The organism is Erysipelatoclostridium sp. An173 (assembly GCF_002160495.1).
In the GTDB taxonomy this organism is placed as follows: domain Bacteria; phylum Bacillota_I; class Bacilli_A; order Erysipelotrichales; family Coprobacillaceae; genus Thomasclavelia; species Thomasclavelia merdavium.
On sequence record NZ_NFKR01000041.1, the window covers coordinates 1 to 20,820 of the forward strand.

The window sequence follows — 20,820 nt, forward strand, 5'->3', positions numbered from 1 at the left end:
AAAACCTTCATTCAAAACAAAACTATTATCTTAAAATTAGAATGTACAATCAATAATGAATTTAATAAAAATCATTAAATGATTACGTACATATTATACGAGGAGTGATAAAATGAAACTCATTGTCGATAAACAAATTATAAACATTAACCAGGCAACAACATTAGAGCAAATTGCAAAAGAATATTTTATAAATCAAAAAATATATGCAGGAATTGTTAATGGTAAATTAAAGCCACTACAAGAAATAATTGATAAGGATACTACTATAGAATGGGTATTAGCTTCTAGTATAACGGGTAAACAAATCTATGAACGCACTTTAACTTTTTTATTTATTGTTGCTACTAAGCAGTTATTTAATGACGCTAAAATTACTGTTGAATTTACTTTTCAAGATGGACTTTATTGTACAATTGAAAAAGAAAATCATTTAACCCCTAAAGATGTTGAGAAAATTAAACTGCAAATGCAAAAACTAGTTACAAAAAAATCTAAAATTACTCATTGCAGTTTACCAAAAGAAGAAGCTATTAATTTTTTTAAACAACATGGATTAGAAGATAAAGCTGAATTATTACACTATCGAAAAAAAGAAAACTGTAGTGTCTATACATTAGAAGGATTTAGTGATTATTTTTATGGTTTTATGCTTCCTGATACTTCTTATTTAAATCATTTTTCTTTACAATTTTTTGCTCCCGGCATTCGTTTAGGTCAATATGATGTTCAACTAGAATATTCTAAACTTTTTACAATTATGAAAGAATATGAAGATTGGGGTCAATTAATTGGTGTTCCTACTGTCGCTAAACTAAATGAAAAAATTGTTCAAGGTAATATAAATGAATTAATGTTAATGTCTGAAGCAATGATTGAAAAAAAATTAGCTGAACTTGCCTATAATATTGTTCAAAGAAAAGATACTGTCAAAATAATATTAATAGCGGGACCAAGTTCGGCTGGGAAAACGACGTTTTCTAAACGTCTAGGTATCCATTTAAAAATATTAGGTATGCAACCTGTTACATTATCGATGGACGATTTTTATTTAAATCGCAAAGATACTCCCAAATTACCTAATGGCAGCTATGATTATGAAAATATTGAGGCAGTTGATTTAAAATTATTTAATGAAACCATGTTAAAATTAATCTATCATGAACCAGTATGCTTGCCTCGTTATAATTTTAAAACCGGGTTAAGAGAATATAATGATCAAGAAATTTTATTAAAAGAAGGTCAGATTTTAATAATTGAAGGTATTCATGGTCTAAATCCTCGAACATCTTTCTATATTCCAAATACTGCCAAAATTAAAATTTATATTAATGCTTTGACCCATTTAAATTATGATGATCATAATCGAATTGCAACCTCTGATTATCGCTTAATTCGACGTATTGTTCGTGATTTTCAATTTAGAAATTCTAGTGCTAAAGAAACAATTAGCCGTTGGCAAAATGTCAAAAATGGTGAAGATAAGTATATTTATCCATATCAAGAAGAAGCTGACTACATATTTAATACTTCGATGGTTTATGAATTAGCGATATTAAAACCAATCGCCCAAAAATTGTTATCACAAATTGGCACTGGTGAAAAAGAATATCTTGAAGCAAATCGATTAAATAAACTATTGGATTATTTTGTCAGCGCTAAAGTAGAAGTCCCTCAAGTTTCAATATTAGCTGAGTTTGTAGGAAATAGTATTTTTGAATAATATTAAAATAACCGCTGCAACAACTTGTTACAGCGGTTTTACTAATGATATTAATGTCCACCAAATACTTTAAATTCCATTGAATTTAATTTATCATCAATAACTTTAATTTCTTCTTTGCTTAATTCAACATTTCCGGCTTCAAAATTAGATTTTAATCTTTCTACTTTTCTAGAGCCAGGAATTGGGATAATAAAATCATATTTATTGATCATCCATGCAAGTGACATTTGCGCACTATTAGCGTTATGTTTAGCACCAATTTTATCAACTACTTCTAATAATTCATTAGTCTTTTTAATTCCTTCATCACTATATTGAGGCATATCAGGTCTAAAATCCTGATCACCATTTCCAAAATCTTTCTTTGATTGATAAGCACCTGTTAATGCTCCATTAGCCATTGGTGAAAAAGCAACATAAGTAATTCCTAATTCTTTACATACTGGCATTAAATTTTCATGCCATCTAGCCATCATTGAATATCTATTTTCAATAACAGTTACTGGACAAATAGCATGAGCTCTTCTTAAATACTCTTCGTTAACTTCAGAAATTCCCCAGGCACGAATCTTTCCTTCTTCAATTAATTCTTTCATAACCCCAGCAACAACTTCTGGTTCAACTTTAGGATCGATACGATGTTGATAATAAATGTCAACATAATCTGTTTGTAATCTTTTTAAAGAACCTTCTAATGATGCTCTAATTTTTTCTGGAGAACTATCTAATTCTAAGTGGTCACCTTTATGAGTTACTCCAAATTTTGTACATAAAATGACATCTTTTCTAAAATCTTTAATTGCTTCACCAACAATTTCTTCATTATAACTAATAGATCCATCAGGATATACACCTGTATAACATTCAGCAGTATCATAAAAATCATATCCAATTTCATGAGCTTTTTTCAAAATTTCTACTGCTTCATCTTTTGGTGTTGGTGTTCCACTTGCGTGTGATAACCCCATACATCCTAAACCAATTACATTAACATACATATCAGTTTTTCCTAATTGTACTTTTCTCATAATTTCCTCCACCTCAACTATTTAAACTATATTATTTATCATAATCACTTAAAGCTGATACATCAGCCCACTTATCTAATTCAGCTAATTTTGCTTCTAAAGTTGCTTTTACCGCTTTTACAGCATCACTACCTAATGATAAAATTTCAGGTTGTTCATCACCATTTACCACTTTAACAATAACTTCACCAGCTTTGTCAGGATCACCAGGTTGGGCATGTTTATTTTCAAATCGTCCTACTCTTGTTTTACCTGCAGTTTGAGCATAATCACCAATTTCAGTAGCTGATCCTTTTAATGATTCACCATCATAAAATCTTGTTCTAAAAGCACCAGGTTGAACAACCATTGCTTTAATTCCTAATGGAGCAACTTCTTTCATTAAACCATTTGTAAGTAATTCCAATGCTGCTTTTGATGAAGCATAATATCCTGAACCAATTGCTGATCTAGCAGCAGCAATTGATGTTACATTAATGATAAAACCTGATTTTTGAGCTCTCATTCCAGGTAATACAGCTTTCATTAATTCAACTGGACCAAATACATTAGTATTAAATAATGTTTGAACTGCTTCAACTTCTCCTTCTTCAATTGCTGAACGATAACCATATCCCGCATTATTTACTAATACATCAATTGTTCCAAATTTTTCATTTGCTTCTTTTACTGCATTTTTAATACTTTCATTATCACAAACATCTAATGATACCGCTAAAGCTGTATCAGGATAATCTTTAACAATATCCATAACTTTATCTTTATTTCTAGCAGTTACAACTGCTTGATCACCACTTTTTAATACTGCCTTAGCAATACCTGCTCCAATACCACTTGAACATCCTGTAATTAACCATGTTTTCATTTTTATTCCTCCTATTTATGTCTAACTTTAATTATATTCTAGTATTTATAGTGAACTCTAAGTCAATAGATTTTTATAAAAAATATTCAATAATAAATTGATATATGTCAGTTATATCTTGATGATATAATTTTTCAATAAATTCTTCTTTATTTTTTATGTCCGTAATAGTTTTAAATTTATTAATAACTTCATCATGAGTCATTGGATGATTAACTGATCCTGGAGCATCCTTTAAATAATACTTTTTATCATTTATGGAAATATAAATTTCATCATCGGATAATTTAGAATTCTCTTTTATAGCAATTTTATTTATAATTTCTTGTTCATCATCAGTAATAATAAAATTACTGTTTAATGGTAAATATCCATTTTTTCGATCAACTAATATATGTCCAATAATATAAGGCAATGATACAAGACCATCATACATATTTTGAGGCGAAAAGTTGGAACCTAAGTTTTTTACTCTTGAAGAAACTTCAACAATTATTTTATCAATTATTCGATAATCAATATCTATTTTTAAAAGTAATGCAATAGCACTAAATGAGATAAATCCATAAGGATATGGCTTACATGATGTATTTAATGATAATTGTCCTTTACGAGCTTTTTGTAGCGCTGGCTTAGCTGCAATCTGTTTAATTAAACCATTTTCACCTACCAAAGATGCAAAAGAACACGTCATTCCATTTTTTACAAGCATTGTTGCTATAAAACCATTTTTACAGGCAATCGCTGGGATAAAGCTCCCTGCCATCGAACCATGACTGCCGCGAATTCCAGAAGCATAATTACTAGCTAAAGCTAATGCACTTTTGATTTTTTTACGATCAAATTTGTATAGATAGCTTAAAGCTGTCGCTACTGCCAAACCACCAACAATTCCACTAGTATACCATCCTGATTTACTTTCAGCCTTTTTATCAAACATCACCGTAGCTAAACGACATTCGGTTTCCATACCAATATATAAAGCATTTAAAGTTTCATTTATTGAAAGTTGCTCTTTTCTAGCAAATGCTAAAATAGCACTAATAACGATTCCACAGGGATGAGTTGTTGTTTCAAAATGGATATCATCGTAAGCATAAACTGCTGATGAAAAACAATCTATCAATGCTACATCAGCCAATGAAACATTTTCTTTCCTATTAAACGGCTGATAAGTACCTTGATGATCTTCTAATAATGTATTTATTACAACCGTAATAGCCGGATGTGATGCTCCTAAATATGTTGCACCCAGATAATTTAATAATGTGTCATAAAAAAACTCAGGAATTTTTTGTAAATCAGTTTTTTCAATAAAATCAACTAATTCTTCGCCAAATAATTCTAATTCACTCATTATAATTTCACCGGATAAATAGCAGCTAATCCACCATCAACTAGTAGCTCAATACCGTTAACGTAACTAGATTCATCTGATCCTAAAAAGATAGCTGAATCAGAAATATCTTTAACATTTCCAACCCGATTAGCGGGTATAAGTGTTGCTCGATATTCCTGTAATTCTTTTTCTTTTTGAGGATCTCTTCCTAACTCTTTCCCTGCTGCATCAGTTGGAATAATTCCTGGTGCTAAAGCATTTACCCTGATTTTTCGATCTCTTAATTCATTTGTCCAGGTATGAATAAATGATTTCATCGCTGATTTTGCTGCTATATATAAACTGAAGTTTGGTAAACCTGAAGAAGCTGTTACTGAAGTATTAAGTATTATTGTTGAACCTTCTTTCATTAATGGCAAACAAACCTGAGCACAATAATATGTTCCTAAAACATTAGTATACATAACCCGATTAAACTCTTCCAATGTAACATCTTCAATAGCTATATAATTACCAACACCTGCATTAGCAATTAATATATCTAGCTTACCTTTTTCATTTTTAATTTTCTCCGCCACTTTTTCCATACCTTCTTTTTTTGTTACATCTGCAACGACATAATCAATATTTTTACCAATTGTTGAAACTGCTTCTTGCAACTTATTTTCTCTTCTACCAGTAATGTAAACATAAGCGCCCTCTTCAACATATTTTTTAGCAATATCTAATCCAATACCAGTACCACCACCGGTTATTAAAGCAATTTTTCCTGATAATCTCATCTTTTTTCCTCCTTTGCTTTTTAATAATAAATTAATAATCTATACTATTAATTTATAAATCCTTTATCTAAATTAATCCTAATACTTATAGTTAACTATAAGTCAATAACTTTTTTCTAATCAAAAACTAAAAATTATTTTATCTATAATCATTCTTCTATATTTTGATACAATAGCAATACGATATTTACATCGATATGATGTATGTGATAAACTGTTTTTGTCTTTCATTAGACATCCTCCTTTGATTTTATATTCAGCTGCCAGGCTAAATATATCTTGTCATTGGAGGTTTTTATTCTTAACGCTAAAGCTAAAATCTTACCACGTGCATAGCACGTGGCAATCACTTTGTTAATAAAAATGCGGATAATAAAACCCGCATTTTTACTTATATTTTTTAATACATCTACTATTTTCGTTGAAATCAGATATCAACTAGTAATTAATGAAAAATGATAAAAACACAATTATTTAACAAGTTCTTTTGTACTACTATCATTTTCATTATTTTAATATATATTACAAGTAATTTGTTTCATATTAAATATATTTTTAGCTAGCAATTAGCAATTCTTGTTAATATTTTTTTCTAGGATTATCTAAATTATAAATTTTTGCAATATTATCGAAATGCTCTGCCATGTATTTATCAAAAGTAACAGTATCATAATTCGATAAAAGCGATTGAATATTAAATTCATCAATTAAATTTATATTTAATTTTTTAATATATTTTATAATATCTGTACTTTTAGTTGTCGGTTCAATTTCAAAAATATAAGATGAATAATCTTTAGTATTAATAATAAAATCAATATGATATTTTAAGCTAGGTGTCATTGTATATCCGATAGTTCCTGAACTACCAATACGGCTACACAAAGATAATGTAATATTATCAATCGTTTTGTATTTAATAAAGAAATTATCTTCTTTTATTATACTGCTAGATTTCACTTCAATATCATCATTTCTAAAATTACAATCATATGATAATAAATCATGTACAAACGATGCAGTTTTCTTTTTATTATTAATAAGAATTATAGAAGGATATATTTTTTTCATATAGATGTTCTCCTTTCTGATTTTATAAAACAATATTAAGACTATACTAAAAAATTATATATAATTCTTAAATAAAATAGTTTTGATTTAATTTTTTATCTTAACTTTTTAATTATGTACCATTTAATCTATCCACTATATTATTAGGTATATTTTTGGTATAACCATTTCATTTGTATATGTAATAATATAATAACTTGTTTAACAACTCTAAGATTATTATACACTTCCTTGATTTTAATAATCAATACTGCATGTAACAGAATTAGTAGTATACATAAATAGATTACTACAAACATTTTTCCTAAAAATTATTAATATCAAACATAAAGTTAATAGCAAAAATAATATAATAATACTATTTGTTAATTTAATATTTTTATTGATAACAAATAACAAAAAACTATTTTATCAGTATCAATTTCTATTTCTTTCAAATCATTTTGTTTAGACATTTATATTCCTAATATTTTGTCATAAAATCTCTTATTTTAAATTTAAATAACTAAAATCTATTTTTCATAAATTAACAAACAAAATATGAAGTGTATATTCTTCCAATATAGTTTTAATAAATAAAACATATCTTATTGATAAAATACAAACTACATTATTAAGCTAAAATGAAAAGTTATAATTCTCTTCATTCCTTTTTAGTAAATGATATAATGTATTTAAATATATTTTTGATAAGCAGTTTTAAAAGGAGAGTATACTATGTTCAATATCGATTTACATATTCACACAACTTGTTCTGATGGAAAGCTAACCCCAATTGAAATATTAGATTTAGCAAAGCAAAACAAAATAAATGCAATCTCAATTACTGACCATGATTCAATTGATGCCTATACCAAAGAATTTTATTCATACGCAAATAAATGTAATATTCAAATCATTACGGGAATAGAAATATCAACAAAAATCAATCATAAAACATTTCATGTCTTAGGATATCATTTTGACATCGATAACAGTGAACTTAAAAATACTTTGAAATCTATTAAGAATGCAAGAATAGACTATTTATATAATGTAAGCTACAAATTAGAATCATTGGGTTTTTATATAAACCTAGATAACCTGAAAGAAATTGATATTGTAACCAAAGCACATATTGCCAAAGACATAGTAAACAATGAAAAAAATAACAAATTACTTATTCATTATTTTCAACATATCCCATCTTATGGTGAATTTATTGAAGGAATGATGAATGAAGGATGTCCAGCTTTTGTAGAAAAAATATCTATTACTCCAATAAAAGCAAGTGAATTAATTAGAAAGGCTGGTGGTAAAGTCGTTTTAGCTCATCCAGTTTGTTATCAATATGAAGATAATGTACAATTAACAGAATTATTATCATTACTAGATGATATGAAAGCCGATGGCTTAGAAGCTATTTATATTTATGTTGATAAGCATTTTAATAAAATTAATGAAATTGAACACTGGAAACAAATTGCAAAAAATAAACATTTATTTATTACAATGGGCTCAGATTATCATTTTACTGATCAAATACATCCTATGATTGGTTTGTTAAATGAAGATTTTCATGTAACTGATCAACAAAAAATACAGATATTAAATCATATCTTAGATTAAAAAATTTTATCAAGAAAAATATATAAATGTACAAAACACTTTCATAATAAAATTGTATAAAGATTATTATATTATTTGGTACAAATTAGTTTATTTTGGTACCAAATTCTTATCGAAAACAAACAATCTACAAATATTTTAAAATAAAAAGTAGAGCACATCTTTTAAAATACCCCCATTTTATAAAGACACGCTCTACTTAAATATTTTTTATTAAATTAACGAACAACGATGTTTACTATTTTATTTTTTACTACAATGATTTTAACAATATTTTTACCATCTGTATGAGCCTTAACATTTTCTTGTTCAAAAGCTAATGTTTTTACAGCCTCTTCATCAGCATCTTTAGCAACTTGAATTTTAGCTCTTAATTTACCATTTACTTGAACACCCATTTCAATAGTTTGAGTTACTAACATGCTTTCATCATATGTTGGCCATGGTTCATAAGCAATTGTACTTTCATGTCCTAGTAAGTGCCACATTTCTTCACAAACATGTGGAGCAATACAACTTAACATCTTCACTAAATTTTCAGCATAAGGACGATAAACTGTTTTTGCCTTAAATGCTTCATTAACAAAAATCATCATTTGTGAAATAGCTGTATTGAAACCTAATGTTTCATAATCATTAGTTACTTTTTTAACTGTAGCATGATAAATAAAATCTAATGAGTGATCATTTTCATCACTTAATTTATCTGTTTCAATAACTAAACGATAAACACGATCTAACCATTTTCTTGCACTATCTACCCCACTATCACTCCATGGTTTACTAGCTTCTAATGGTCCCATAAACATTTCATAAACACGTAGAGTATCTGCACCATATTCATTAACGATATCATCTGGATTTATTACATTTCCTTTAGATTTACTCATCTTTTCACCATTACCACCTAAAATCATTCCTTGGTGATATAATTTTTTAAATGGTTCAGGATTTGATAAATATCCTTTATCATACAAATATCTATTCCACATACGAGAATATAATAAATGTCCAACTGCATGTTCAGGACCACCAACATATAAATCTACCGGTAACCAATGATCCAATAATTTACGATCTGCAATAGCCTTATCATTATGTGGATCAATGTAGCGCATATAATACCAGCTACTTCCAGCACTACCTGGCATTGTACTTGTTTCACGTTTACCTTTTTTCCCATTAACTTCAACATTTACCCAATCAACTGCTTTATCAAGTGGTGAAGCTCCTGATTTTGATGGTGAATAATCTTCTAATGGTGGTAAAATTAATGGTAACTCATCATCTGATAAAACAACAGATGTCCCATCATCAAAATTAATTACTGGAATTGGCTCACCCCAATATCTTTGTCTTGCAAAAATCCATTCTCTTAAACGGTAATTAATTTTCTTTTGTCCACAGTGATGTTCTTCTAACCATTTAACCATCGTATTAATTGCATCTTCTTTATTCATTCCATTTAAGAACTCAGAATTAATATGTTCTCCATCTTGAGTCCAAGCTGCTTTTGATACATCGCCACCAGCTAATACCGGAATAATTTCTAAACCAAATTTTTTTGCAAATTCAAAGTCACGTTCATCATGAGCTGGTACTGCCATAATTGCTCCAGTACCATATCCAGCTAAAACATAATCTGAAATCCAAATTGGGATTTTTTTATTATTTACCGGATTAATTGCATAAGCCCCAGTAAATACCCCAGTTTTATCTTTATTTAATTCAGTACGTTCTAATTCTGATTTTGTTGCACACACACTAATATAGTCATCAACTGCCTGTTTTTGCGCTGCAGTTGTAATTTTTGCAACTAGTTCATGTTCTGGGGCCAACACACAGTATGTTGCACCAAATAATGTATCACAACGTGTTGTAAATACAGTAAATTTATCTTCATAACCGTCAACTTTAAAATCAACATGGGCACCAATTGATTTTCCAATCCAATTTCTTTGAATTTCTTTTGTTGATTCAGGCCAATCAATGTCTTCTAATCCAGCTAATAATTTTTCTGCGTATGCCGGAATATCGATTACCCATTGTTTCATATTTTTACGAATAACCGGGAATCCCCCACGTTCGCTTTTACCATCAATAATTTCATCATTAGCTAATACAGTTCCTAATTCTTCACACCAGTTGACTGGTATATCAACATTTTTAGCTAATCCATCGTTATATAATTGTTTAAAAATCCATTGTGTCCATTTGTAATAGCTAGGATCACAAGTTGAAACACATTTATCCCAATCAAATGAAAAACCTAACATTTTTAATTGCTTTGTAAATGTATTAATATTTTTAACTGTAAAGCCCTCAGGATGATTACCAGTTTTAATTGCATATTGTTCTGCAGGTAAACCAAAGGCATCAAATCCCATTGGATGTAAAACATTGTATCCTTGCATTCTTTTCATTCTTGATACAATATCAGTTGCTGTATATCCTTCTGGATGCCCTACATGTAATCCTTGTCCTGAAGGATATGGAAACATATCTAAAGCATAAAATTTAGGTTTAGAAAAGTCCCAGACATCAGTAAAAAAAGTTTTATTTTCTTCCCAATATTTTTGCCATTTCGGCTCAATTTGTTTGTGATCAAACGGCATTCTATACTTCCTCCTTAAAATAAAAAAAGCCGTCCATCTAAGGACGACTTAATATCGCGTTACCACCTTAGTTCCAGATTAAAAAAATCTAGCGCTCAAAACTTTAACGCAGTTAACGGCAATAACTACTAACAATTTCATTATTGCATCTCCTAGGCGAGTTCATAATCTATTTTATCAGTTTCCACCAGCCACTGACTCTCTATAAAAAATTCAATTACTACTACTCCTATTCGTAGACTTTAAATACTCAAATATTATAACATAAATAGATAGATATGCAACAAATTTTAAACCAAACAAACTCAATTTTAATTATTAACTATGATATTTCAAAGCTTTAATTGGATCGAGGTGACTTGCTTTAAATGCTGGTAAACAACTGCTTAAAATACCTAATCCTAAAGCAAACAAATAAATAACTAACAATAACTTCAAATCAATTGACACAAAGTTACCTTCAAAACTATAACTTGTAATTACTAAACTATTAATCATTTGAACAATTTGAATCAATAAAATTAACGCTAAAACAAAACTAACTGTAACTAAAATTACACTTTCCAATAGTACTAATAATAAAATCTGAATTTTACTTGCTCCTAAACATTTAAAAATACCAAAATCCTTGGTCTTTTCAACAACAGATAAATACAATACCTCACCTATTAAAAAACAAGCTGCAATTATAGCTAATGAAGAAAACAATAATAAAACTCTTTGAATCTGTAGCAAAAAATTATCAACATTTGCATTGATATCTTGACCAGCAACCTTAAAATCCAAATATGAATATTTCTCTTTTAAATTTTTAATTTCATTTTCAACATTTACTAGCTGATTTAAATTCATTAAAACTAATTGAGTCGTGATTTCTTCTTTATTAACTTTAAAAATTTCACTAATATGTTCAAAATTAGCAAGCTCATTTATATACATCGTATCAAACATCGATACTTCATCTGTTATTCCTACAATTTTTAATTTAATCTTCTTTATTTGATTATCTTTTAAATAATATCCATATACATAACGATTAATCAATTTTTGATAATCATCACTTAAATGAACTGCTGTAGTTTTTGTCAAAACTATTTCATCATCCTTATTTAATTTTCTTCCATATTCAATTCTATTAGATTGAACTTTTTTTGTCATATCACTAATATAAACAGTTGACTCTGTTGCATAGCTGTTTTTTAAAGAAATCCCTATAAATTCATAATCTACAGGTTCACCGTATAAATACTGATTTTGTGAATGTTCTTTTAGATTTATTAATTCTTGATAATTGATTGCTTGATGATTTTGCTGTTGTATTGAAATCAACTGATTTGGAAAAATAGCAGTTAATTGTTTTTTTACCTGGTTTTGTAAAGAGCCGCTTAAAGTAAAAGTTATCATAATACAAAAAATAGCCAGGGTAATTCCGGCTGATATTTTCAAATTTCGATATAAATTAGAACGATATTGTAATAAAACTAGTTTAAAAATATTAGCTGGTGCATGTTTTTTTAACCGGCAATAAAATTTATCTGTTGTTTTAATAGAATCTCTTTTTTTAGTCAACTTGCCATTTTCCATAACATACAGTTGATCAGCATATTTAATAGCCAAATTTTCATCGTGACTAATTACAATTACCAATCTTTCTTTTGCTTCTTTTTTTAAAAGTTCAAATACTGCTTGACTATTTTCTTGATCCAAAGAGCCAGTTGGTTCATCACATAATAAAATATCCACATTTTTTATTATCGCCCGTAATAAAGCAACCCGTTGTTTTTGACCACCAGATAATAACCTGACTTTTTTTCTTTTTAACTTTTGTAGTTCTAATTTTTCTTCTTGATCTTCAATTGCTCGTTTATAAATTATCTTAGTAAAAAAGCCTGATAATAAATAATTATTTTTTACATTCAACCAATTAATTAAATTAAAATCTTGAAAAATAAAACCAACATGTTTCCGACAATAATTCTTTATTTCCCGAATATTTTGATTATCAATAAAAATATTGCCTTGATAATTTAAGTCAATTCCCCCAATAATATTTAACAACGTAGTTTTCCCACATCCAGATTTACCAGTGATAATAACCATTCCTGTACTAGGAAAAGTAACACTTAAATTATCAATAACAAGATCATCATATTCTTTTGTTAAATTTTTAATTTCCAGCATATTCTAGTTCTCCTTTAACAAAATACTGCCATCCATCTTATTAATTATTAATGCTCCATGAACCCCCGAAATCCAGCAAATAATAATATAAATAAAGATTAATAAAATAAATAAATCAAAAGAACCTAAAAAATAACGTGGCAAAACAAATAAATTATTAATTCCTATAATATTTTTATCTAAATCAAATAATGAAATTAAAAATAGCGTTCCAAAAGCTACAACACTACCTACAATACCAATTATCATTCCTATCAACATCGCTTCAAATCCAAATAAACTTACGATCCTTAACTTAGAAATACCATTAACCTGTAAAATACAAGTATCTTTTTTCCTTTCAATAAAAATCGTTTTTAAAATAATTGAAATTAAAATAATAGAAATAAAAAAACTTACACTTATAAAAATAATTACAACTATATACGCTAGATCAAATAACATTTGATAACTATCAACATATTCTTGATGATAACTTACCAGCAAAAAATCATCCTGATATTTATCAAGAACCTGTTTATATTTAGAACTAATTAAAATTAAAACATCTTTAGTTTCTAATTGTTGTCTTAAGTTTTCATCAATAATATTTCTATCAATATAAATATTATTACCCTCATTAATATAATCGTTAATAATCGCACTAATAGAAAAAGAATAACTGATTCCATTTAATTCATATTCAATTTCATCATTGACTTTTAAATCATATTTTTTTGCAGCCTTTTGATTAATGACTATTTGATTTTCTTTACTAGGATAATGTCCACTTTGATAATCAAAATTTTTAGTATTCTTTATTTGATAAATTTCAAAATTTTGATTTCCTTTAAATACCCCTTGACTAAAATCCAATTTAAAAGATACATCATCAATCAAACTATTTTCTTTAAATTTAGTAATATCATCTTCTTTAAACATAGTATTTAAATAATCATTTTGATAAACTTCTATTATCTCTTTTAATGGATCACTTTGAAAACGATTTTTTAAATATAACCAGCCACCATTACACGCTGAAAGAAGTAATACGAAAGCAATAATAATAAATATTTGTGAAACAAACATCATTATCAACTTATTTCGTTGATATTTTATCTGCTGTTTAATATAAAAAAACAGTCTTTTAGACTGTCGAGGTAAAAAATATGTACTGTATTTATGGTATTTACTAGTTTTAAAATCATAATAATTTATATTTTGATCTAAATCAATTATTTGCGACGTATACTTCTTTATCAATGAAATATTATGAGAAATCACAATAACCAAATGTTGTTTTGCATACTGTTTTAATAATTTCATTACTTCTTTGCTTTGGATACCATTTAAGGCACCAGTTGGCTCATCAGCTAGAAGAATTGGAGTTTGACATAAAAAAGCTCTTACCAGTCCAACACGCTGTTTTTGTCCTCCAGATAATTGATCTGGATAATTATTTAACAGATGTACAATTTCTAGCTGATTGCAATATGTCATCATTTTAAATTCAATATCATTATAGCTATAGCCCTTAATCAAAGCTGGTAAAATAATATTTTGCTTTATTGTCAAAGATGGTATTAAATTATAAAACTGATAAACATAACTAATATAATCCTTTTGATATTGAACAATATTTTCTCTTTCTAGTTCATGACCATCAATTAATATCTGACCACTATTAGCTTTCTCTACCCCAGCGATGATATTTAATAATGTTGATTTACCAGAACCGCTTTTACCGACAATCGCAATTAAACCTTTACTTGGAAATTTGATTGTAAGATTATTTAATACTGTCTGCTTATTTTTACCAAACTGATAAAATTTTGTTATTTTAATTAATTGTAATGCCATAATTTTTCTACTGTTTAATACAGTACCTCCTTTATTATAATTTGATTTCTAAACTTTTAGGCAATATGCTATAATACTGATGGTGATAAAATGAATCAATTTAAATACAGTAATGATAACAAACGTTATCATACCTTTAATTATTATTTAAAAAACAAATATCATTGTAAAGTTGCAAAAGTAGGATTAAATGCCGGATTTACCTGCCCTAATCGTGATGGCAGTAAAGGGGTTGGGGGTTGTATTTTTTGTAGCGACTCTGGTTCTGGTGATTTTGCCGGTAATGTCCACGATTCTTTACAAACCCAATTTAATCAAGTAAGTCAAATTTTATCTAATAAATGGCCTGGTTGTAAATACATCGCATATTTTCAAGCAAATACCAATACTTATGGTCCTGTTGAAAAAATCAAAAAATGCGTTGAACCATTTATTAATAAAAAAGATGTTGTTGCCATAAGCATTGCTACTAGACCGGATTGTTTAAATGATGATGTTCTAGAATACTTAAAAGATGTCAATTCACGCTGTGATTTATGGGTCGAATTAGGTTTACAAACAATCCATGATCGTACCGGACTAATCATTAATCGCTGTCATAGTTATCAAGATTTCCTGGATGGTCTTAATAAACTACGAGCCCTAAATATCAATGTCTGTGTTCATATCATCAATGGTTTACCATATGAAACACCTGAAATGATGCTAGAAACAGCTAAAACAGTTGGTCAGTTAGACATTCAAGCTATAAAAATTCATATGCTATACATTATTGAAAATACAAAATTACATCAATTATATTTAAAGAAACCTTTTAAAATTCTCGATCGTGAAGAATATATTAAATTAGTTGTTGAACAACTAGCTTATTTGCCAGAAAATATTGTTATTGAACGACTTACTGGTGATGGTAAAATTGATGATTTAATTGCTCCATTATGGTCGGTTAAAAAAGTAACTATTTTAAATGATATTGATAAAATGATGGTCGCAAAAGATTATTATCAAGGATGCAAATTATAAAAAGAAAAAAGCCCGAAGGCTTTTTTTTAATTATCAGTTTCAATTAATCCATAATCACCATCATTACGGCGATATACAATGCTTATAGCATCTGTTTCAGAATCACGATAAACAAAGAATGAATGTCCTATTAATTCCATTTGCATAATTGCTTCTTCCATATCCATTGGTTTTGGTGTAATAGTTTTTACTTTTACTAAGACATCTTCTTCTGGTTCAACATCTTCAATTGAAGAAAGGTTGAATGCAAGTTTATTATCCTTTGATTTACGACTTAGACGTGTCTTATACTTTCTAATTTGTCCTTCCAATTTATCAATAGCTAAATCGATTGCATTATACAAATCATCATCTACAACTTCTGCTCTTAATAGAACATATTCAGTTGGAATAGTTATTTCAAGTTTTTGTCCATATGGATAAACTCGGCATAACACTTTAGCCTCTACATTATCGCTAACGATGAAATATTTGTCTAGCTTTGATAATTTTTTTGAAATCTTTTGTTCAATTGCTTCAGTGATTTCAATGTTTTTTCCTCTTACTGAGATTTTCATAAGAACTCCTCCTTTGTATATAAATATTATACAATATTAAATGATAAAATAACACTTAAATTATAGATAAAATTTTCGTAAATTTTACACAAAATGAAAAAAACCCGAATTAATCGAGTTTTTTACATCTATACAATTTTAAATTTTTTTATATCTAACGATATTTCTTTAAAACTTCCACTTTATCTAATTTTTCCCATGGTAAATCTAAATCACCACGTCCAAAATGTCCATATGCAGCAGTTTTTTGATAAATTGGTTGTCTTAAATTTAATGTTTTAATAATACCACCTGGTGTTAAATCAAAGTTTTCTCTAATTGCTTTAATAATAACATCAACATCAACATGTTCACTACCATAAGTTTCTACAAATACTGAAGTTGGTTCTTTAACACCAATTGCATAAGAAACTTGTATTTCAATACGATCACAAAGATCAGCTGCCACAATATTTTTAGCAATATATCTAAGCATATAAGCTGCTGAACGGTCTACTTTTGAAGGATCCTTACCACTAAATGCTCCCCCACCATGACGAGCAGCACCACCATAAGTATCAACAATGATTTTACGACCAGTAAGTCCTGTATCACCATGAGGACCACCAATAACAAATCTTCCAGTTGGATTAATTAAAACACGATAATCTTTATTTAATCCATATTTTCCTACTACAACATCCATGATTTCTTCTTTAATGTATTTTTTAAAAGCTTCTTCATCAAAATCAGGATCATGTTGAATTGACATTAAAATTGTATCAATTTTAGGATCTTTATCAGTATAATCAACAGTTACTTGAGCCTTCATATCAGGACGAGCATATTTAAATTCACCACTATTTTTTTTCTCTGTTGCATAGCGTACTAAATGATGTGCCAATGAAATTGGAAGTGGCATATATCCTTTAGTTTCCTTGCAAGCATAACCAAACATAATTCCCTGGTCACCAGCACCACCAACTTCATCATTAGTACCTAATGCAATATCAGGTGATTGACTATCTAAAACAATTTGAACTTTACATGTTCGATAATCAATCCCTTTATCGCTATCATCATAACCAATATCTTTTAAAACATCACGAGCTACTTGTTCATAATCTACTTTAGCTAAAGTAGTAATTTCTCCACCGATTACAATTAAATCTGTTGTTGCAAATACTTCACAGGCAACACGTGAATTAGGATCTTCTTTTAAGCAGGCATCTAAAATAGCATCGCTAATTTGATCACATACTTTATCTGGATGCCCTTTTGATACTGATTCTGAAGTAAATAACAATTTTTCTTTCATTTCTTTCTCCTTTCGACAAATAAAAAAGCTTCCTAAAGAGAAAGCATACATATTTAGGAAGCCTTCTCTCATTGTTCAAGTTTAACCTTGCTAAGTCAGGCACCTTCTAATTTAATATAGGGTTGCCACTACATCATCGATCTTCATCTAGTAGTTCTTAATAAGAGTCTTTTTTATTTATTTGTTTAATTTCTTCTTTGCTTAATGATGTAATTACTTCAATAATATCATCATCAAGACCAATATCTAATAAAATACTTGCTATCATTTTCTGTTTACGAATATTATCCATATTATCACCTTAACTTAGTTTGCATTGATAAAACAATAATATTCCTAAAAACGACACATAAATAATAATACATCTTTTTTTAATATGCAAGTAATTTAATAGCTATTAATATTTTAACATAAAACAAACGATATTTTATCTCAAATTTGTCTCATTTTTAAAACATTGGTTCAGTTGCAATATTTCTTACTTCTAAAACACCAGGTACTTCTTCCATTAAAATTTGTTCAACACCATCTTTTAAAGTTTCATCTAATAAGCTGCATCCAGCACATGCACCAAGCATTTTAACATAAACAATCCCATCTTTAAAATCAATTAGTTCAATATCTCCACCATCACGATTTAAATATGGTCTTAATTTATTAACAACTTTTTCAATTTGTTCATATGTATTTTCCACTATTATCACCTCTTTTGTATAGTATATTGTACCACAAAAAATATTTTTTTAAATAAATATGATATCCAAATATAAAAACATCTACTTATAAAAAAATATCTTACAATCAAAAACTTTTATTTTAATAGTAAATAATATAATTATAATTCAAAAATTTCATTAAAAAGAAATAATTTTATGTTATAATGTCTCCGTAGGGAGTGATTATTATATGGGTCAAAAGATAAAACGTGGCGATATCATCGATGTAAAAATCACTGGTATTCAGCCTTACGGTGCTTTTGCAAGTTTACCCGATAATTCTACAGGATTAATTCACATTTCTGAAATCTCAGATAAATTTGTAAAAAGTATTGATAGTTTTGTTAAAGTTGGTCAATCAATTAAAGTAAAAGTTATTGACTTCGATGAAAGCACTAATCATGCTCGTCTAAGCTTAAAAGCCATTGATAATCGTTATCGTAGACGAAATAAGCGTGTCTATTATAAAAACCCCAGACGATCAATCGTTGAAACACCTAATGGTTTCAAGCCATTAGCTGCAGCTATGCAAATATGGATCAAACAAGGAATCACGGAGGAAAATTAAAATGATTACATTAGATTTAAGCAAAGCTAAATTAAGCGAAGATTTAAGTTCATATCAAGAAAAAGTTAATGAAATTCATGATATGATTCATAACAAAACTGGTGCCGGGAATGATTTTCTTGGCTGGGTAGAATTACCAGAAAATTATGATAAGGCTGAAGTAGCATTAATTAAAGAAAAAGCAGCTGCTTTACAAGATAAAACAGATGTATTATTAGTTTGCGGTATTGGTGGATCTTATTTAGGAGCACGTGCAGCAATCGAAGCAATTAATGGATTATATCCAAAAAATAAAGTTGAAATTATTTATGTAGGAAATACTTTCTCATCAAATTATATTAAACAAGTTGCTGATTATATTGAAGACAAAGATTTTGCAATCAACGTAATTTCAAAATCAGGTACAACAACTGAAACTTCTATTGCTTTTAGAATTTTCAAAGAAATGTGTGAAAAGAAATATGGTAAAGATGGTGCTAGAGAAAGAATCGTTGCAACAACTGATAAAGCAAAAGGTGCTTTAAAAACACTAGCAACTGAAGAAGGATACACAACTTTTGTTATTCCTGATGATGTTGGAGGACGTTATTCAGTATTAACACCAGTTGGTTTATTCCCTATCGCTATGGCTGGAATCGATGTTGATGAAATGATGAAAGGTGCCAAAGATGCGATGGATAAATATAGTGTAAGCGACCTTGAAAAAAATGATGCTTATCGCTATGGTGTAGCTCGTCAAATTTTACACAAAGCTGGTTATCCTGCAGAAATGTTTGTAACTTATGAATTACAACTTTCTATGGTTGCTGAATGGTGGAAACAATTATATGGTGAATCTGAAGGTAAAGAAGGAAAAGGTATTTTACCTACTAGTGCTACTTTCTCAACTGATTTACACTCATTAGGACAATTCATCCAAGAAGGAAGCAAAGTATTATACGAAACTATTTTCCAAATTAAAGAACCAAACAGCGATATGGTAATCCCTAGTGATCCTGATAATTTAGATGGTTTAAATTACTTAGCTGGAAAAACTGTTGACTATGTAAACAAGAAAGCTTGTGAAGGTACTATTGATGCTCATGTTAACACTGGTAACGTACCTAACATCTTAATTACAATGGACAAAATGGATGCTTATGGATTTGGATATATGGTTTATTTCTTCGAAATGTCATGTGCAATGTCAGTTTATTTATTAGGAGTAAACCCATTCAACCAACCAGGTGTTGAAGTTTATAAAGCAAATATGTTCAAATTATTAGGTAAACCTGGATATTAATAGTAAAGTAAACATGAAGAAGGTGGGTCATCAAGGCTCACCTTTATTTTTATAAAAATATACGATACACTTATTAAAATTACTATCACAAACAGAAAATATAAATACATTGTTTTTACAAACTTATAACATAAAATAAATATTTTTAAAAAATTTCAATTTTTTTATTGACTAAAGTTATAGATAATGGTAGTATATAGAGGCGCCAAGAAATGGAGGTTTAGCTCAGTTGGGAGAGCATCTGCCTTACAAGCAGAGGGTCAGCGGTTCGAGCCCGTTAACCTCCACCATTAAAAAAGAAGAAAAGCCGGCTTAGCTCAATT

Annotated in this window: 17 protein-coding genes, 1 tRNA gene, 1 riboswitch and 1 other annotated feature; of the genes, 6 read left to right on the forward strand and 12 right to left on the reverse strand. The window is 28.5% G+C overall.

Features of this window, described 5'->3' with window-relative positions:
* Positions 1-112: 112 nt before the first annotated feature.
* Positions 113-1,723, forward strand: a complete 1,611-nt coding sequence (locus B5F09_RS12535; protein ID WP_087303135.1) for a nucleoside kinase — start codon at positions 113-115, stop codon at positions 1,721-1,723.
* A 50-nt stretch (positions 1,724-1,773) separates the two neighbouring features.
* On the opposite strand, the gene B5F09_RS12540 is transcribed toward B5F09_RS12535, so the two are convergent.
* The 5 genes from B5F09_RS12540 to B5F09_RS12565 all read right to left on the reverse strand — a co-directional run bounded on the left by B5F09_RS12540 (position 1,774) and on the right by B5F09_RS12565 (position 6,811).
* Complete coding sequence (locus tag B5F09_RS12540) at positions 1,774-2,754, reverse strand: aldo/keto reductase (RefSeq protein WP_087374591.1); 981 nt, start codon at positions 2,752-2,754, stop codon at positions 1,774-1,776.
* A 31-nt stretch (positions 2,755-2,785) separates the two neighbouring features.
* On the reverse strand, positions 2,786-3,619 hold the full coding sequence (locus tag B5F09_RS12545) for an oxidoreductase (protein ID WP_087374593.1): 834 nt from the start codon (positions 3,617-3,619) through the stop codon (positions 2,786-2,788).
* Between the two features lie 73 nt (positions 3,620-3,692).
* Positions 3,693-4,976: an MmgE/PrpD family protein gene (locus tag B5F09_RS12550; RefSeq protein WP_087374595.1), complete on the reverse strand. Its 1,284-nt coding sequence runs from the start codon at positions 4,974-4,976 to the stop codon at positions 3,693-3,695.
* A complete protein-coding gene (locus tag B5F09_RS12555; protein WP_087374598.1) occupies positions 4,976-5,740 on the reverse strand; it encodes an SDR family NAD(P)-dependent oxidoreductase in 765 nt (254 codons plus the stop codon). Before B5F09_RS12555 ends, B5F09_RS12550 begins: the two co-directional genes overlap by 1 nt.
* Positions 5,741-6,319: 579 nt before the next feature.
* On the reverse strand, positions 6,320-6,811 hold the full coding sequence (locus B5F09_RS12565; protein ID WP_087374600.1) for a hypothetical protein: 492 nt from the start codon (positions 6,809-6,811) through the stop codon (positions 6,320-6,322).
* A 717-nt stretch (positions 6,812-7,528) separates the two neighbouring features.
* Between B5F09_RS12565 and B5F09_RS12570 the strand changes: the two genes are divergently transcribed.
* Positions 7,529-8,419 carry a PHP domain-containing protein gene (locus B5F09_RS12570; protein ID WP_087374601.1) on the forward strand — a complete coding sequence of 297 codons (891 nt, stop codon included), beginning with the start codon at positions 7,529-7,531 and terminating at the stop codon, positions 8,417-8,419.
* Positions 8,420-8,637: 218 nt separating this feature from the next.
* Here the strand turns inward: B5F09_RS12570 and leuS are convergent, their stop codons facing one another.
* The 3 genes from leuS to B5F09_RS12585 form a co-directional block, all read right to left on the reverse strand.
* Complete coding sequence (gene leuS / locus B5F09_RS12575) at positions 8,638-11,034, reverse strand: leucine--tRNA ligase (RefSeq protein ID WP_087374602.1); 2,397 nt, start codon at positions 11,032-11,034, stop codon at positions 8,638-8,640.
* Positions 11,035-11,070: 36 nt separating this feature from the next.
* Positions 11,071-11,280: a binding site (T-box leader), on the reverse strand.
* A 72-nt stretch (positions 11,281-11,352) separates the two neighbouring features.
* Positions 11,353-13,215 (reverse strand): ATP-binding cassette domain-containing protein, encoded by a 1,863-nt coding sequence (locus B5F09_RS12580; protein ID WP_087374603.1) that lies wholly within the window; start codon positions 13,213-13,215, stop codon positions 11,353-11,355.
* Between the two features lie 3 nt (positions 13,216-13,218).
* The gene (locus B5F09_RS12585) at positions 13,219-15,054 is read right to left on the reverse strand and encodes an ATP-binding cassette domain-containing protein (RefSeq protein ID WP_087374604.1); all 1,836 of its coding nucleotides are present in this window, start codon (positions 15,052-15,054) and stop codon (positions 13,219-13,221) included.
* Positions 15,055-15,144: 90 nt separating this feature from the next.
* Here B5F09_RS12585 and B5F09_RS12590 point away from each other — a divergent pair, with 90 nt between their 5' ends.
* Entirely contained in the window at positions 15,145-16,077 is a 933-nt protein-coding gene (locus B5F09_RS12590; RefSeq protein ID WP_087374605.1) for a TIGR01212 family radical SAM protein, read from the forward strand.
* A gap of 26 nt (positions 16,078-16,103) precedes the next feature.
* Here B5F09_RS12590 and hpf read toward each other — a convergent pair whose 3' ends face one another.
* From hpf to B5F09_RS12605, 4 genes are all read right to left on the reverse strand, one after another.
* On the reverse strand, positions 16,104-16,634 hold the full coding sequence (gene hpf / locus B5F09_RS12595) for a ribosome hibernation-promoting factor, HPF/YfiA family (protein ID WP_087302948.1): 531 nt from the start codon (positions 16,632-16,634) through the stop codon (positions 16,104-16,106).
* A 154-nt stretch (positions 16,635-16,788) separates the two neighbouring features.
* On the reverse strand, positions 16,789-17,931 hold the full coding sequence (gene metK / locus B5F09_RS12600) for a methionine adenosyltransferase (RefSeq protein WP_087302946.1): 1,143 nt from the start codon (positions 17,929-17,931) through the stop codon (positions 16,789-16,791).
* A gap of 65 nt (positions 17,932-17,996) precedes the next feature.
* A riboswitch (SAM riboswitch) is annotated at positions 17,997-18,098 on the reverse strand.
* Positions 18,089-18,223: a hypothetical protein gene (locus B5F09_RS15330; RefSeq protein ID WP_255375940.1), complete on the reverse strand. Its 135-nt coding sequence runs from the start codon at positions 18,221-18,223 to the stop codon at positions 18,089-18,091. (Overlaps the previous riboswitch by 10 nt.)
* Before the next feature lie 157 nt (positions 18,224-18,380).
* The gene (locus tag B5F09_RS12605; RefSeq protein ID WP_087302944.1) at positions 18,381-18,626 is read right to left on the reverse strand and encodes a NifU family protein; all 246 of its coding nucleotides are present in this window, start codon (positions 18,624-18,626) and stop codon (positions 18,381-18,383) included.
* 211 nt (positions 18,627-18,837) lie between these two features.
* Between B5F09_RS12605 and B5F09_RS12610 the strand changes: the two genes are divergently transcribed.
* From B5F09_RS12610 to B5F09_RS12620, 3 genes are all read left to right on the forward strand, one after another.
* Positions 18,838-19,215 carry a CvfD/Ygs/GSP13 family RNA-binding post-transcriptional regulator gene (locus tag B5F09_RS12610; RefSeq protein WP_087302942.1) on the forward strand — a complete coding sequence of 126 codons (378 nt, stop codon included), beginning with the start codon at positions 18,838-18,840 and terminating at the stop codon, positions 19,213-19,215.
* Between the two features lies 1 nt (position 19,216).
* Positions 19,217-20,497 carry a glucose-6-phosphate isomerase gene (locus tag B5F09_RS12615; protein WP_087302940.1) on the forward strand — a complete coding sequence of 427 codons (1,281 nt, stop codon included), beginning with the start codon at positions 19,217-19,219 and terminating at the stop codon, positions 20,495-20,497.
* A 214-nt stretch (positions 20,498-20,711) separates the two neighbouring features.
* A tRNA-Val gene (locus B5F09_RS12620) sits at positions 20,712-20,787 on the forward strand.
* Positions 20,788-20,820 lie beyond the last annotated feature (33 nt).

Excerpts from the sequence above, each read along its gene's own strand:
- B5F09_RS12535 (WP_087303135.1), top strand. The coding sequence starts at position 113 with ATGAAACTCATTGTCGATAAACAAATTATAAACATTAACCAGGCAACA.
- B5F09_RS12540 (WP_087374591.1), bottom strand. The coding sequence starts at position 2,754 with ATGAGAAAAGTACAATTAGGAAAAACTGATATGTATGTTAATGTAATT.
- B5F09_RS12545 (WP_087374593.1), bottom strand. The coding sequence starts at position 3,619 with ATGAAAACATGGTTAATTACAGGATGTTCAAGTGGTATTGGAGCAGGT.
- B5F09_RS12550 (WP_087374595.1), bottom strand. The coding sequence starts at position 4,976 with ATGAGTGAATTAGAATTATTTGGCGAAGAATTAGTTGATTTTATTGAA.
- B5F09_RS12555 (WP_087374598.1), bottom strand. The coding sequence starts at position 5,740 with ATGAGATTATCAGGAAAAATTGCTTTAATAACCGGTGGTGGTACTGGT.
- B5F09_RS12565 (WP_087374600.1), bottom strand. The coding sequence starts at position 6,811 with ATGAAAAAAATATATCCTTCTATAATTCTTATTAATAATAAAAAGAAA.
- B5F09_RS12570 (WP_087374601.1), top strand. The coding sequence starts at position 7,529 with ATGTTCAATATCGATTTACATATTCACACAACTTGTTCTGATGGAAAG.
- leuS (WP_087374602.1), bottom strand. The coding sequence starts at position 11,034 with ATGCCGTTTGATCACAAACAAATTGAGCCGAAATGGCAAAAATATTGG.
- B5F09_RS12580 (WP_087374603.1), bottom strand. The coding sequence starts at position 13,215 with ATGCTGGAAATTAAAAATTTAACAAAAGAATATGATGATCTTGTTATT.
- B5F09_RS12585 (WP_087374604.1), bottom strand. The coding sequence starts at position 15,054 with ATGGCATTACAATTAATTAAAATAACAAAATTTTATCAGTTTGGTAAA.
- B5F09_RS12590 (WP_087374605.1), top strand. The coding sequence starts at position 15,145 with ATGAATCAATTTAAATACAGTAATGATAACAAACGTTATCATACCTTT.
- hpf (WP_087302948.1), bottom strand. The coding sequence starts at position 16,634 with ATGAAAATCTCAGTAAGAGGAAAAAACATTGAAATCACTGAAGCAATT.
- metK (WP_087302946.1), bottom strand. The coding sequence starts at position 17,931 with ATGAAAGAAAAATTGTTATTTACTTCAGAATCAGTATCAAAAGGGCAT.
- B5F09_RS15330 (WP_255375940.1), bottom strand. The coding sequence starts at position 18,223 with ATGGATAATATTCGTAAACAGAAAATGATAGCAAGTATTTTATTAGAT.
- B5F09_RS12610 (WP_087302942.1), top strand. The coding sequence starts at position 18,838 with ATGGGTCAAAAGATAAAACGTGGCGATATCATCGATGTAAAAATCACT.
- B5F09_RS12615 (WP_087302940.1), top strand. The coding sequence starts at position 19,217 with ATGATTACATTAGATTTAAGCAAAGCTAAATTAAGCGAAGATTTAAGT.